At 38.8% G+C, this 13,497-nt stretch carries 16 protein-coding genes; 9 read left to right on the forward strand and 7 right to left on the reverse strand.

Translation table 11 applies throughout. The features are described 5' to 3' along the window. The first annotated feature begins 106 nt into the window (after positions 1 to 106). The 3 genes from treP to treR all read left to right on the forward strand — a co-directional run bounded on the left by treP (position 107) and on the right by treR (position 4,054). On the forward strand, positions 107 to 1,558 hold the full coding sequence (gene treP / locus AC1DVK_RS21215) for a PTS system trehalose-specific EIIBC component (protein WP_410862201.1): 1,452 nt from the start codon (positions 107 to 109) through the stop codon (positions 1,556 to 1,558). A gap of 80 nt (positions 1,559 to 1,638) precedes the next feature. Further along, entirely contained in the window at positions 1,639 to 3,309 is a 1,671-nt protein-coding gene (gene treC / locus AC1DVK_RS21220) for an alpha,alpha-phosphotrehalase (protein ID WP_477627314.1), read from the forward strand. Positions 3,310 to 3,340: 31 nt separating this feature from the next. Continuing rightward, positions 3,341 to 4,054 carry a trehalose operon repressor gene (gene treR / locus AC1DVK_RS21225; protein ID WP_061462682.1) on the forward strand — a complete coding sequence of 238 codons (714 nt, stop codon included), beginning with the start codon at positions 3,341 to 3,343 and terminating at the stop codon, positions 4,052 to 4,054. A gap of 208 nt (positions 4,055 to 4,262) precedes the next feature. Here treR and AC1DVK_RS21230 read toward each other — a convergent pair whose 3' ends face one another. Both AC1DVK_RS21230 and AC1DVK_RS21235 read right to left on the reverse strand, forming a co-directional pair. Then, entirely contained in the window at positions 4,263 to 4,610 is a 348-nt protein-coding gene (locus AC1DVK_RS21230; RefSeq protein ID WP_289320580.1) for a DMT family transporter, read from the reverse strand. Between the two features lie 25 nt (positions 4,611 to 4,635). Further along, complete coding sequence (locus AC1DVK_RS21235) at positions 4,636 to 4,965, reverse strand: DMT family transporter (RefSeq protein ID WP_061466043.1); 330 nt, start codon at positions 4,963 to 4,965, stop codon at positions 4,636 to 4,638. Positions 4,966 to 5,535: 570 nt separating this feature from the next. Between AC1DVK_RS21235 and AC1DVK_RS21240 the strand changes: the two genes are divergently transcribed. Next, a complete protein-coding gene (locus tag AC1DVK_RS21240; RefSeq protein ID WP_289320579.1) occupies positions 5,536 to 5,997 on the forward strand; it encodes a GNAT family N-acetyltransferase in 462 nt (153 codons plus the stop codon). Between the two features lie 71 nt (positions 5,998 to 6,068). Here AC1DVK_RS21240 and AC1DVK_RS21245 read toward each other — a convergent pair whose 3' ends face one another. Together AC1DVK_RS21245 and AC1DVK_RS21250 are read right to left on the reverse strand one after the other, a co-directional pair. Beyond that, positions 6,069 to 6,371: a CotD family spore coat protein gene (locus tag AC1DVK_RS21245; protein WP_289320578.1), complete on the reverse strand. Its 303-nt coding sequence runs from the start codon at positions 6,369 to 6,371 to the stop codon at positions 6,069 to 6,071. A 138-nt stretch (positions 6,372 to 6,509) separates the two neighbouring features. Further along, positions 6,510 to 7,430, reverse strand: coding sequence for a phosphotransferase family protein (locus AC1DVK_RS21250; RefSeq protein WP_477627315.1), 921 nt, complete (start codon positions 7,428 to 7,430; stop codon positions 6,510 to 6,512). A gap of 117 nt (positions 7,431 to 7,547) precedes the next feature. Between AC1DVK_RS21250 and AC1DVK_RS21255 the strand changes: the two genes are divergently transcribed. Beyond that, entirely contained in the window at positions 7,548 to 7,793 is a 246-nt protein-coding gene (locus tag AC1DVK_RS21255) for a hypothetical protein (RefSeq protein WP_477627316.1), read from the forward strand. A 341-nt stretch (positions 7,794 to 8,134) separates the two neighbouring features. Here AC1DVK_RS21255 and AC1DVK_RS21260 read toward each other — a convergent pair whose 3' ends face one another. Next, the gene (locus tag AC1DVK_RS21260; protein ID WP_410862195.1) at positions 8,135 to 8,359 is read right to left on the reverse strand and encodes a hypothetical protein; all 225 of its coding nucleotides are present in this window, start codon (positions 8,357 to 8,359) and stop codon (positions 8,135 to 8,137) included. A gap of 999 nt (positions 8,360 to 9,358) precedes the next feature. Between AC1DVK_RS21260 and AC1DVK_RS21265 the strand changes: the two genes are divergently transcribed. Then, positions 9,359 to 10,048, forward strand: coding sequence for an N-acetylmuramoyl-L-alanine amidase (locus AC1DVK_RS21265; RefSeq protein WP_477627317.1), 690 nt, complete (start codon positions 9,359 to 9,361; stop codon positions 10,046 to 10,048). A 947-nt stretch (positions 10,049 to 10,995) separates the two neighbouring features. Here the strand turns inward: AC1DVK_RS21265 and AC1DVK_RS21270 are convergent. Continuing rightward, complete coding sequence (locus AC1DVK_RS21270; RefSeq protein WP_089364973.1) at positions 10,996 to 11,634, reverse strand: LexA family protein; 639 nt, start codon at positions 11,632 to 11,634, stop codon at positions 10,996 to 10,998. A gap of 134 nt (positions 11,635 to 11,768) precedes the next feature. On the opposite strand from AC1DVK_RS21270, the gene AC1DVK_RS21275 reads away from it, so the two are divergent. Together AC1DVK_RS21275 and AC1DVK_RS21280 are read left to right on the forward strand one after the other, a co-directional pair. Next, positions 11,769 to 11,993, forward strand: coding sequence for a helix-turn-helix transcriptional regulator (locus AC1DVK_RS21275; RefSeq protein WP_061462697.1), 225 nt, complete (start codon positions 11,769 to 11,771; stop codon positions 11,991 to 11,993). A gap of 47 nt (positions 11,994 to 12,040) precedes the next feature. Further along, the gene (locus AC1DVK_RS21280; protein ID WP_477627318.1) at positions 12,041 to 12,349 is read left to right on the forward strand and encodes a hypothetical protein; all 309 of its coding nucleotides are present in this window, start codon (positions 12,041 to 12,043) and stop codon (positions 12,347 to 12,349) included. 234 nt (positions 12,350 to 12,583) lie between these two features. Here AC1DVK_RS21280 and AC1DVK_RS21285 read toward each other — a convergent pair whose 3' ends face one another. Then, positions 12,584 to 12,763, reverse strand: a complete 180-nt coding sequence (locus AC1DVK_RS21285; protein WP_477627319.1) for a hypothetical protein — start codon at positions 12,761 to 12,763, stop codon at positions 12,584 to 12,586. A 327-nt stretch (positions 12,764 to 13,090) separates the two neighbouring features. On the opposite strand from AC1DVK_RS21285, the gene AC1DVK_RS21290 reads away from it, so the two are divergent. Then, positions 13,091 to 13,497: esterase/lipase family protein (locus AC1DVK_RS21290; RefSeq protein WP_477627320.1), on the forward strand; the 407-nt coding region annotated here is incomplete at its 3' end.

Genomic DNA, 13,497 nt, shown 5'->3' on the forward strand with positions numbered 1-13,497 from the left:
TGACAGGGCCTGTACGTACAGGATAATATGAAAGCGTATACAGAACCTATACGTACAGGTTATAAAAACAACTATATTTTGCTTTCTAGGGAAAGGAAGTAGTGAAATGGGTAAATACACAGAACCAGCAACGGATTTGCTTCAACATGTCGGAGGGAAAGAGAATATTGCGACGGTTACGCATTGTGCGACAAGAATGCGTTTTGCTTTGAAGGACCCCTCCAAGGCGGATGTAACGAATATCGAATCGATTAAGCTTGTGAAAGGAACGTTTACACAAGCTGGCCAGTTCCAGGTCATAATCGGGAATGAAGTGTCATCGTTTTATAATGAATTCGTTTCCATGGCTGGACTTCAGGAAGCGTCAAAAGAAGATGTGAAAGAAGCAGCTAAACAGAATATGAGCTGGCTGCAGCGTATGATTGCCCATCTTGCGGATATTTTTACCCCGCTGATTCCTGCCATTGTCGTTGGCGGACTCATTCTTGGATTCCGTAATATCATTGGCGATATTAAAATGTTCGATGATAGCACAAAGACCCTTGTGGATATTTCACAATTTTGGTCAGGAGTACATGCCTTCCTTTGGCTGATAGGTGAAGCTATTTTTCATTTTCTTCCTGTTGGGATTACATGGTCCATCTCGAAGAAAATGGGCACGACTCAAATTCTCGGCATCGTCCTTGGTTTGACCCTGGTTTCCCCACAACTTCTTAATGCATATGCAGTGGCAAACACAAAGGCAAGTGACATACCTTTTTGGGATTTCGGTTTTGCCCAGGTTGATATGATCGGCTATCAGGCTCAAGTCATCCCAGCGATACTTGCAGGGTTCGTCTTGGCATATTTAGAACGGTTCTTGAGAGATAAAGTGCACAATTCCATTTCCATGATCGTCGTTCCATTTTTTGCTTTACTTCCAACTGTGATCATTGCCCACACCATTTTGGGGCCTTTAGGTTGGAAAATCGGTTCTGTCATTTCTACGGTTGTATATTCCGGATTGAATTCATCAGTTGGCTGGCTATTTGCTGCAGTTTTCGGCTTTGCCTATGCACCGCTTGTCATCACGGGACTGCATCACATGACAAACGCAATCGATCTTCAGCTTATGAGTGAACTGGGCGGTACGAACCTATGGCCGATGATCGCATTATCTAATATTGCACAAGGAACGGCAGTGCTTGCGATGATTTACATCAACAGAAAGGACCAGGAGGAAAGACAAGTTTCCATACCCGCTACGATTTCATGTTATCTCGGTGTAACCGAGCCAGCCATGTTCGGGATTAACCTGAAATACGGCTTTCCGTTCTTAGCCGGTATGATCGGTTCACTTTTCGCAGGCATCGTTTCAGTCGGATCTGGAGTAATGGCAAATTCCATCGGTGTTGGAGGGATCCCGGGTATCCTATCCATCCAGCCACAGTACATGGGAATGTTTGCACTCGCGATGTTGGTTGCTTTCGTTGTGCCATTCATTTTGACTATCGTATTCTCCAAACGTCCTAAAATGAATTTGAAAACAAGAACGAAAACAACGAAATTAAATGCTTAATAACGTGGAGGGAGAGAATTCTCCCTCTTTTTTACCATACTTGCAAAAGAGACAACAGGGATAGCAGAGGAGGAATCACAATGAAGGATTTTAAAAAAAGTACCATCTATCAAATTTATCCGAAGTCATTTAAGGATTCGAACGGTGACGGCATCGGGGATATAAATGGCGTTATTGAAAAACTTGATTATTTGAACATACTCGGAGTAGATTATATTTGGCTGACCCCTTTTTATCGTTCACCTCAGAATGATAATGGATATGATGTAGCGGATTATACATCCATTGATCCTGTTTTCGGGACGATGGATGATTTCGAAAGATTGGTGAAGGAAGCTAATTCGCGGGATATCCAAATCATGCTGGATATGGTATTCAACCATACATCAACAGAGCATGAATGGTTCCAAAAAGCATTGGCTGGAGAGAAAGAATATAAGGACTATTATATATTTAAGAAATCGAAAGATGGAGAGCCCCCTACCAATTGGATTTCGAAATTCGGAGGCCCTGCATGGGAATATCTAGCGGAACATGATGAATACTACCTTCACTTGTTCGATCGGACCCAAGCTGATCTTAATTGGGAAAATCCCAGAGTAAGGCGGGAAATCTTCAATGTAGTAAACTTCTGGATGGATAAAGGTGTTAAAGGATTCCGTTTGGATGTGATCAATCTTATTTCGAAACCTGACATCTATGAAAATGACAATGATGGAGATGGACGATGCTTTTATACAGATGGTCCCAAAATTCATCAATTCCTTAAAGAGATGAATGAAGAAACATTTGGGAAGGATGTAGAGGTGATGACTGTAGGGGAAATGTCATCGACGACCATTGACCATTGCATCAAATATTCATCTCCAGTTGAAAAGGAGCTGTCCATGGTATTCAGTTTCCATCATCTAAAGGTGGATTACAAGGATGGGGAAAAGTGGTCACTTGCAGATTTTGACTTCAGACAGTTAAAGGAGATCCTAAGCAGCTGGCAGTATGGGATGCAAGAAGGAAATGGATGGAATGCCCTGTTCTGGTGCAACCATGACCAGCCGAGGATTGTATCCAGGTTTGGGAATGATCGAGAGTATCATAAGGAGTCTGCCAAGATGCTGGCAACAGCCATTCATATGCTTAGGGGAACCCCTTATATTTATCAAGGGGAGGAAATAGGGATGGCCAATCCGAAATTCAATGATATTGGACAATATCGGGATGTGGAATCGATTAATTATTATAATATTTTAAAAGAGGCAGGCAAAGATGAAAAGGAAATAATCGAAATTCTTCAAACTAAATCCCGTGATAATTCTCGAACTCCCATGCAGTGGGAAGATACGGAGCACGCAGGCTTTACAAAAGGGACACCATGGATTTCAGTGCCTGATAATGCTAAAGTAATCAACGCAGAACACGCACTGAAGGATCAGGATTCCATTTTTCATCATTACCAAAAACTTATATTTTTACGGAAGAAACATGATATCATTGCATATGGGGACTACCAGGAAATTCTTGGCGACCATGACCAATTGTTCGCTTATGTTCGCAGTCATGAAGACGAGAAACTTTTGGTCATCAATAACTTTTATGCAAAAGAAGTGCCCTTCGAAATTCCAAAAGATGCAAACCTATCCGGATTCAAGTCAGAGCTCCTACTCTCGAACTATATCGATTCGAAAGACTTTGCAGATGACATTATCATTCGTCCCTATGAATCGGTTGTCTATTTGTTGAAAAAGGACGAGTAGCAGACTAACAAAAATATATTGTGGTGATGAAATGAACAGCAAATACCTATCACTATATGGTGATATCGTTTCAAAAATTGAAGGAGGAACCTTTCCGACAAATTCAAAGCTTCCTTCCGAAAGCAGCTTCATGGAAGAGTATGACATCTCCAGGGATACTGTAAGAAAGTCCTTGCAATTGCTTGAACAAAATGGGTATATCCATAAAATCAAAGGCAAGGGTTCCTTTGTATTGGATTTCAGCAAATTTAATTTTCCTGTAGCAGGCTTGATTTCCTATAAAGAAATGGTGGAAAAGTTGAATCTGCATTCCAAAACGATCATCCATACCATGGAGCTTGAGTCCCCGGACACAAGCATAATCAAGCTTCTTGACTTAACTGAAGGTGAGGAAGTGTGGAAAGTGTTCCGGGTTCGGCAAATCAATGGGAATAAAATCATTCTGGACAAAGACTATTTCAATAGTGGGTTCGTAACTAATCTGACAAGGGAAATTTGTGAGGATTCGATTTATGGATATATCGAAAAGGAACTCGGGCTCCAGATTGGTTTTTCCAATAAGGAAATTACTGTGGAGCCATGCAGTGAAGAAGATAAACAATTATTGGACATAGAAGACTACGATATGGTGGCAGTAGTGAAAAGTACGGTTCATTTAATTGATGGAAGCTTGTTTCAGTATAGCGAATCCAGGCATAGACCCGATAAATTCAAGTTCACGGACTTTGCTCGACGGACTTGGTGAAACCCTGAGAAATATGCTGGCAAGCTAAGGAGGAAATGAAAAAACAAATAGGTTATCATGAAAAAAAGTCTGTAAAAATTAAATTCAATTGAAGGACTGATTCATAAAACTCAGCTCCATTTAAAAGGGAAGGTCGCGCAGGCGGCCTTTTCTAATGCAGTTCAAGGTATCGTGTTTTTCTTATAGACATAGGAGGAATCGCAAACCATTAGTTTGACGATCCTTCTGCTTGTTTGGGAGTATGGGAAGCGTTTAGTAAAACCACTCCACCAATGATTAATACTAAGCCTCCTAATGTAGTGATACTAAATGGCTCACTCCATAATAGTACGCCTATTAATGCAGTTAAAGCTGTGCCGATTCCTGCCCAAATGGCATATGCCAAACTTAACGGAATTGTTTTAAGACATACGGATAAGCTATAAAATGCGATTCCGAATCCAATAATGACCCCAAATGAAGCGAATAAATGAGTGAATCCTTCAGATAACTTAAGCATGGTTGTGCCAAATATTTCACTTATGATTGATATTCCTAAAGCTATGTATCCTTTCATATAATTACCTCCGTTCCTCAAAATATTAATGAGCGTCGCCACTGGAGAGTTTCAAAACAACCACTCCGCCAATGATTAGGGCTAAACCTAAAATTTTTTTCAGGTTAAAGCCTTCTTTATAAACGATAACTCCCACTAATGCAGTTAAAGCAGTACCTATTCCCGACCATATAGCATAAGCCGTTCCAAGTGGAATTGTTTTAAGAGATAAAGACAGGCAATAAAAAGCCAAACCCATTGCAATTACAACAGCAATTGAAGGGAATAACTTTTTGAATCCGTTTGATACTTTTAACATCGAGCTGCCAAACACTTCACTTATGATGGCTATTGCCAAATATGCATATGGATTCAAGATGAACTCCTCCAATATTTTCATTATTTCTTCACCAAGCATCTTAACATCCAAAGGCCCCCTAATTAAACTAAAACCACCTATATCCAGTCTAATAATCCTTACCGTATCAGGATATATCCTATCATGTTCCACAATATTAGGCTTATCCTATATGGAAAGTTATATAATAAGCCATTTCAGATTGTTTAGCAGCAGTTCGGATAATAATGAGAACAAACTTCCTTTATGTTAAAAAAACGTCAAGATAGTCTTTCTTATATTGAATAATACCAGGGTTGCTGCCAAGCGCATCCATTACTCTAGTTACTCTTCATTTGATGGGCCATCTCGTATACCAGTAAGATTAAGAGAATCAGTTTGTATGCATTGCCTGCGAGACTTTTCTTTAAATCGAAGGCTACTGGGCTGATCTTTCCTTTTGAAAGGCTCGTAATATAAGAAAGTCAAACAGGAACTTTTAGGGATTTTGCCGAATTAAGTTCATTAAATGCTTATGATAGGGTGAACTTCTTTCATGGAATTTATATTAAATAATGAATGTTTCATTGTATAGACAGGGGGATTATTATGTATGTTAGTCAAACCCGGGATCATGAAGTAATTGCAAAATTAAATCAAAATGTCCACAGCCTGCATGCCAAACTATATCCTAAGTATTTTAAGGAATATAATTATAGTGCAATGAAAGAAACTTTCAAAAGTTTGGTTGAAAATAAAAGTTTTGTTTTTCTTCTTTTAAAAGAATATGAAGAACCGATCGGTTACGCATGGATTGAAATTAAAAACTATCCAGAAAGTGCTTTTAAAAATGAATATAAATCAGTATATGTGCATCAGCTTAGTATCGCTGAAAGTCAAACCCAAAAGGGCTACGGTAAGCAACTAATGAATAAGATATATGAAATTGCGAAAAAGAATGATATAGATTTAATTGAACTGGATTATTGGTTTGAAAACACTGATGCAAAAGAGTTTTATAAGAAACAACACTTTAAAAAATATAGGGAGTTTGCATTTAGACAGTTGTAAATCCTTTGAATGTCAAATTTCAAAGGTTGATGGAAGGAATTAATAAAAACCCCGAATCGGGGTTTTTTAAATTAATATCTTAACATTCTCCTCGAAAAACTGGGGGATTGAGGAACTCCGCAAACAAAGCTTTGGGTATAACACTCTTTCACGATACTTCGGGTATGCGGTATATATGTGGTGAAATGTTTATTCACGGTAGTTGTATGTGTCGGGTGAAAAACCGGAATCACAGTGTTAATGACATTAGTTTTAACATATTGCTTTGTCGGGGGGATTTGAGGTGGATTATACTGAGTAGGGATTCTATGAGGTGGGCAATATTGTAGTGGACATTGACCGCCTTTCGGATGCCCCCAGGGCTTATTATACATTTAAACACCTCCTGGATTTTTTTGGAAGTCATTGTTAGTTTATGAAAAAAGTTGATAAAGGGACTGGTATAAATGCCTTTATCAAAAGTTCATAGGCATATCAGATCTGTCACTCATATTAAAAAAATTGAAGATACATTAATTTAAACGAATTTGGTTAATTGCTTGACGAACAAATGACTTGTGTCTTTTCTTCCAGGTATTTTCCTTGCTTTTTTCCAAGCCCCATTCAGGAAAATCAGATAATCGTAATGCGGCAAATAATTGCCAGAAGGGTAAGTTTGTAAAATTCAACTCCGGCATCATGGATTTATATTGAATGGTAAAGTCACTCATTGCATCCATTCCAAAATGAAATAAAATCTCGAGTTGACTATTGGCAAGGTCAGCCAAAGGGTCCCCTAAGCCTGAGTCTTCCCAATCAATTATAGAAACTAGTTTATCTTCTTTCCATAATATATTTCCTGGCCAATAATCACCGTGAAGGATCACTTCCTTATTCATTGGGCGTAATGGCATGTATGATTTTAACAAATCTCTAATCAAGCTCAGATTTAAGGTTTCTTCCAGGATTGCCCCATCTTCTCTATCTAACATTTCTCCATATGAATTTTCTAGTTTAGGGAGGAAAGATAAAGGTAGCTTCGTACAATCAACATGATGGATTTTTGCTAGATTGATTGCCAATTGTAAGATATGATCATTAAGATTTGAGGGGGTAAAATCTGGCTTGCCCTCAATAAACTCGATAAGTAAACATGGCCTAGAAAAAACCTCACAGGATTGCTCGATGTAATAAGGCTTCGGTACAGGCAAACCCGCAGACTTCAATATCCCTAAGAGCCTGTGTTCATCTGCCGCAATATTCGGATTCCGTTTCAAGTCATTATCACCATGCTGACGAACGATCATCCTTATGATCCTCCCTGTAGATTGTAACATTTCAAGTCCTGTCACCTGAGCAGAAATTCCGCCTTTTAATTCCCATGCGCGAATGAGTTTGATGCCTGGATCCAACTTTTGAACCAATTGTTCAAACTTACCATATTCATTTTTCATACGTCTTCTCCTTTTAAAATCCCGGACAATGTTCAGGCGTTTAAGTTCACATTATAGATGGGATATCAATATTAGCGTTCAAACACTTTTTTTTCATGGCTCTTTTCGTAAAGATTTTTGTTTATAAAACGAAACTATTTAAGGCTGATTGGAGCGGAAGTGCGAGACTCCTGCGGGAGCAGCGGGACAGGTGAGGCCCCACAGGCGTTTACACCGAGGAGGCTCACCGCCCGCACCAAGGAAAGCGAGCATCTGGAGTGGAAATCAACCACAACTCACTACCTGGTAAATAGCAACAAAGTATGTGAAAACAGCCTTTTTCATCTTTTAAGAAGTACCCACTATAAAAAGAGAAAAAAATAGCACAATAGGGAAAGAAGAATCCATATTGTGCGGGATGCAATTGCGAAAAGGAATTTTCAGCTGCTGTTGGCCCAAAATCATTCTAATATAGATTATTAAGCAGCTTAAATGAGTGGAAAGACAGCCAATGGGAATAAAGGACAGTTTTACATCCGTTTCAAACATTCATCAATTTTTCACCTGTAACGTTTAAAAAGGCTTTTTATATCATCACTGTCTTCATCAGTTGCTTCAAAAGAGTTTTGTATAAGGTTAATCAACACCTGTTTCATTAGGTTTTGATCACATACTGCCTTAAGGGAGGCTGTTTGGATTCAAAAATAAACCGGATGCCTTAAATTTCACTGTGGTTCCATGAATTTAATGATATTCGTTATGATGGAGTAAATATTGTTTCTACTGATTTTAATGGTTTCATCAGGTTTTGCTATAAATATAAATTCATTAACGATGTTATTAATCCTATCCAGTTCCACCACCATGATCCCAAGATATTCTAGGATGCTTGCATCATGTATCCGTTCACTGATGATTTGGTTAAGGAAGTCAAAGGATTCGGATTTCATGGGCTATTCCAGCACCAATTCACCTGCAGCCGCTAATTTTTCCAATTCTCGAATTCTGCTTTCACCTCTTTTTTTTCGGTGATATCGATTGCCGTTCCGATAACCTCACATCAACCATCAAAGGATTCAATGGTGCAGCAAAATGGATATCATCGACTTCCCCTTCATTTAATTCACCGTTTCCCCACACCATGCCATTTTATAAAACCTTTGTTTTTGTGTTGCTTGTTCTATTGGTAAAAAGTCAGATGATTTTTCTCCAAATAAACATCGAAGTTGGAGTGATTGATTCTGTAATGAAATCCCCTTCAACGAAAGTATGAATGAAGTTGTTAACCTTTTTTTGTAAATTTGAATAAAGGTCCATTTCACGGGATTAGGTCTCGGTCATAACATTATCCAAATCCTTAATTTCATTTGTTTCCATGTATCAGCATCCTTAAAAGAACCTGGTTAGTGAATTCCATATATTATGGAACCTCTATTTGATTTAAGTTATTGTTCAATTTTACCAAAGTAAAATAATAGAAGATAGCTTTTTCAAGAAGTCAAAAAGATTCTCGTGCATTGTAGGGAATGTTTTAATCCTGCCATCTTAAAAAAAAGACTGAAGGCAAAAGAGATTTTATCTAAATTTTATAACAAAGTTGATTGGAACGGGTGTGTGTGACTCCTGCGGGAAAAGCGCGTCTATGGGAGACCACGCAGGCGCAAGCAGAGGGCGGACCGCCCGCGGAAAGCGAGTTCCCAACATTCCAATCAACGTTCAAATTGTCCAAGCCATAAAAAACTGTAGACAAACTCGATGAAAATCGAGTTTGTCTACAGACTGAAACACCAGGAGAGGTGTTTTTTTAGGGAAAAGGAAGAACGCATTTCATGTTAACCGTAGACCTAGTAAGGAAACCGAATCTAATATTATGAAATTTTCTTTAATCCGGTAGTTATGTGTACAGGCATTTGGTAATGTCCAACATAAGATTAATAGAGGTGAGTGAAATGGTAAAAATATTTATTGATCCCGGCCACGGCGGTACGGATTCAGGATCAGTGGGTAATGGATTGAGAGAAAAGGATTTAACTTTATCTATTGCAACTAGAATCAAAGACATATTATTAATAGAATATAATAACGTTTCTATAAAAATGAGCAGGCCCCAAGATACGTACCCCTCTTTAGACGATCGGACGAATCAAGCGAACGCTTGGGGAGCTGACTTCTACCTCTCCATCCACATTAATGCTGGCGGAGGCACTGGGTATGAGGATTACGTTTATACGTCAACCAACCAGATAACGAAAACGTATCAAGATCATATTCATTCAGAGGTCATGAAGCTTATCAGCTTCCAAGACAGGGGACAAAAAACAGGCGATTTACATGTGCTCCGTGAAACGGACATGCCCGCACTCCTGACTGAAAATGGATTTATCGATAATGTCAATGACGCAGCCAGATTAAAAATGGCATCCTTTATTGAAACACTGGCTCGCGGGCATGTAAACGGTATAGTTAAATGCTTCAATCTTACCAAGAAAATTACAGCGGTATACCATACTGTCGTTAGTGGGGACACTGTATACTCCTTAAGCGGGGCATATGGCAGCACAGTTCAGCAAATTAAGGATTGGAACGATCTTGACAGCCAGTTCACCATTACCGTAGAGCAGAAATTGCGGGTGAAATGAATAATTTATAGTTGACTGGTTAAATTATTTATAGCTTCCAGAAAGCACATCACGCAGGTAGTCCTTCTCTAAAAAGAGAGGGACTTTTCCCGTTTCCGCCATTCTTTCAATAATGGCGGAAGCCTTTGTGAATATATTTTTAACCTTAACTGTTTTTTGGGGGAATTATAAAAAAGCAATTCTAAAACTGATAAACGGGGAAATTAAAGATTGAAAGACTGCGATGGCCACAGCCTCTTCACTAAAGGAAATCATAAAGTTGCACAGAAGGCAAAAGGGGACTTTGAATGGTATGCCATAAAAGGGGAACCGCTTTTTTTACGGAAGGACAAGCTATAACCCGTGATACAAGGGGGAGATCAATCTTAATCATCAAGCCTGGCTTGGCAGTATATATAAATCGCAGTTCATCAAGGAAACAAGCCCCTGACGGATTCGAACCCCAATCCTTTCATAAGCATAGGTTAGGGGAGAACACGCTTCCCTAAGGATTTTCACTGGCGGAATTCCACCTGCCTCAGTTTATTTGCTTTTCGGTGCTTCTGTAACCCTTACCTTGCGACCCGGTGGCTACAATGTTTTCCAGCGCTCTTCCCTGCTAGAGCTACAGAGGCAAATACGTATCAACCCATTATACGATTCTTAAATGGGGTTGTGGACCAAAGAATAAAAAGTAAGGGCATAGGAGAATGGAAAAATAAAGGAGCACCTTGGCTGGGTTGACAAAATGGTTGAGTCTGCATAAAAAGCAAGGAGATTGAAAAAAGCGTCCTGGGCGAAGTTAGTTGCCGAATGCATTCACTCATATAAAATAATATTAAAAGGCACAAACCAAAATGGCTTGTACCTAATATGTATAAGTGGATAAATGTTTGGCTTAACGAATTGAATTAATCTATGTATTATAGCTTTTCTTTAATTTGCCAATGAAACCCTAGAGTTGGGTATTAATCGTATATTTTAATCGCCTGTACCACTTTTCCTAAAATTCGGACTCTATCATTTTTGATATGATAGGTTTTTTCTTCATAAAAAGGATCCGTGCTGCAGGGGATGAGTGTGATGTTTTCTTCATTGATAATCACTTTTTTGACTGTACCATCATGACCATTTACTAAGACCACACCAATTTTTCCGCTGTCGACGTAGGTTGTTTTTTCAACGAGGATCAATGATCCATCACTGAATTCTTTGTTCATGCTGTTGCCCTTTACTCTAAGGAAAAAATATTCCTTATTCGATTTAAGCATGGAATTTAACGTCGGCATATACGCTTCTATATATTCGTTGGTAAAGTTAGGCTCTCCGGCAGGTATATTTCCATAGACACCAATTAATCTGACATTCTTTTCATTTAAAAATTCCATTGCAGGATCATTTCTAATGATAGGTGCTCCCTCAATGAGGTGGGATAGCGGGATTTCGAAGCATGTGGATATCATGCTCAATTTATCCATTAAAGGTTTATTCCGTCCGGATTCCCATGCTGATACTGCCGTTGGGGCCACTTTTAATATGTTTGCCAAATCTTCTTGTGTCATTTTTCTTTCTTTTCTTAACATTTTAATCCTTTCACCAATGTGCATATTTCTTCACCTCTAACTTGAATATACACTATGAGTGAAAGTGAGTAAACTTAAAGTGCGTGAATTTTACAAAAAATCGTTGGTAACTATACTTCAAGTGTGATATCATTTTTTTAGATAGGTGGTGACAAGGTATGACAAACGTTAAGTTTACACTTAAACAAGCGAGGAAGTATAAAGGGTTAACCCAAGAGGAAATGGCTAAAGTGCTAAAAATGGCCAAGAGGACCTACATTGACTATGAGCAATATAAGATTCCTCTGCGAATCGATAAGGCGTATATGTTCGCTGAATGTGTAGGATTCTCAATCGACGATATCATTTTTTTTGACCCTCATCTACACTTCAAATGTAGTTGAAAGTTCAATCGATATTGTGTGTCCATACTAGAGAAGCCATTCCTGGAATGAAAAATCTAATCAATAGTAATCCTAACCTGCCAAGGGACAAAGTTCATGGTTATGATGATTCGAGTGAGAATGGAAAGAAGGTGAAAAGAGTGGAAAGAGAAATTAGGTCTATTGAAGTTGCAGTAGGAGTTGCTGTTAGCACCTTTGCGATTGGAAAGGAAATTCGTGGAGAAATCATTGAGGATATTATCGTACACAACGGTGTATTCAAACTGTACAATCGAAAGGATGAGCTTATCACTGAAGTCAATTATCCAGTTCTCAGGGTGAAATACAGGTATGATGGGGGAGGGGTAAGTGCTTAACGGAGTTAATAATCCAAACTCCGAATCGGCATGCCGGTATTGTTTTTATGGAAATGTACTTCGATGGCGGACCCAATTGTTATGGACTCACCCACAGGGGGAAACATTTTGATGGAGTATCATGAGAGCTGTTTAAGTGAAATGTATCGATCATTTGTATAAAATAGCCGTTTGATACTGGAATTCTATTATGACAGCCAATTGCTGTGATTTATTTCTTACAAAGGACGGATTTCAAAACAACATGATTAGGGGCAATTGGACAGTGGCATATTCGACGGAAAAATTAATAATGTTGTTCATAAGAAAGTCAAGCCCTCTATCCTTTGCAGGAGAAGGGCTTGTTTTCTTTTTTTCTTCGTGTTTACTAGCAATCGCTAGTAACATATCCTTCATAAGTTCTTCTGAAGCCAATCGTTCAGGAAGTGATGTGAACCAGATAAACTCATGTAGGCATCAAACTAACCTGGATTTTTTACGAGGCGCACTCTTTATAACATCTTCATACTTTATCTCTATATTAATAATTTTCTTCTAGTTTTTTTTTCCCATCTTTTATGAAGTTAGCAGGTAATGGCAGGAAAAAGTACAAATATAAACTAATGAATGATATAGGATACCCGTAAAGGAGGCCATTGATAATAGGTGAATTCGAAAAATACCATGGGAGGAGAATAACAATTGAAAAGGAATGTAATCAATTATGTCGTTTTTCTTGTCCTCATACTAACCATATTAATTATGGCAAAGCCGAACTTTTCCTCAGCGGGAAAATTGAAGCCTCCATCCGAAACGTTCAACCCAGGGGATTGGTTTCTGGGAAGTACCCCTCCCAATCTTGACCCAAATAAACCACCGATCGTATTTGTCCAAGGTAAAAATGGCAATTCAGCCAGCTGGTACGGTGAAACGGACTATCACGGTGTCAATGATATGTATACTATGGCATATGAAGCGGGCTATCAAACGGTTTTTGTACAGCTTTACGATTCTGCTGGAAATGGATCAGTTAGCCAATATGCTAACGGAAGGCTGCTAGCTCAAATGCTTGCAGAAATCAGTAACCATTTCGGGGGCGAAAAAGTAAATATTATAGCTCACAGCAAGGGGGGGCCAGACACCCAAGCGGCTCTAGTACACTTTGGAGC

Source organism: Peribacillus sp. P4_B1, from assembly GCF_056402395.1.

Bases quoted from the DNA above. Each gene is read 5' to 3' on its own strand.
- treP (WP_410862201.1), top strand. From the start codon at position 107: ATGGGTAAATACACAGAACCAGCAACGGATTTGCTTCAACATGTCGGA.
- treC (WP_477627314.1), top strand. From the start codon at position 1,639: ATGAAGGATTTTAAAAAAAGTACCATCTATCAAATTTATCCGAAGTCA.
- treR (WP_061462682.1), top strand. From the start codon at position 3,341: ATGAACAGCAAATACCTATCACTATATGGTGATATCGTTTCAAAAATT.
- AC1DVK_RS21230 (WP_289320580.1), bottom strand. From the start codon at position 4,610: ATGAAAGGATACATAGCTTTAGGAATATCAATCATAAGTGAAATATTT.
- AC1DVK_RS21240 (WP_289320579.1), top strand. From the start codon at position 5,536: ATGTATGTTAGTCAAACCCGGGATCATGAAGTAATTGCAAAATTAAAT.
- AC1DVK_RS21245 (WP_289320578.1), bottom strand. From the start codon at position 6,371: ATGTATAATAAGCCCTGGGGGCATCCGAAAGGCGGTCAATGTCCACTA.
- AC1DVK_RS21250 (WP_477627315.1), bottom strand. From the start codon at position 7,430: ATGAAAAATGAATATGGTAAGTTTGAACAATTGGTTCAAAAGTTGGAT.
- AC1DVK_RS21260 (WP_410862195.1), bottom strand. From the start codon at position 8,359: ATGAAATCCGAATCCTTTGACTTCCTTAACCAAATCATCAGTGAACGG.
- AC1DVK_RS21265 (WP_477627317.1), top strand. From the start codon at position 9,359: ATGGTAAAAATATTTATTGATCCCGGCCACGGCGGTACGGATTCAGGA.
- AC1DVK_RS21270 (WP_089364973.1), bottom strand. From the start codon at position 11,634: ATGCACATTGGTGAAAGGATTAAAATGTTAAGAAAAGAAAGAAAAATG.
- AC1DVK_RS21275 (WP_061462697.1), top strand. From the start codon at position 11,769: ATGACAAACGTTAAGTTTACACTTAAACAAGCGAGGAAGTATAAAGGG.
- AC1DVK_RS21280 (WP_477627318.1), top strand. From the start codon at position 12,041: ATGAAAAATCTAATCAATAGTAATCCTAACCTGCCAAGGGACAAAGTT.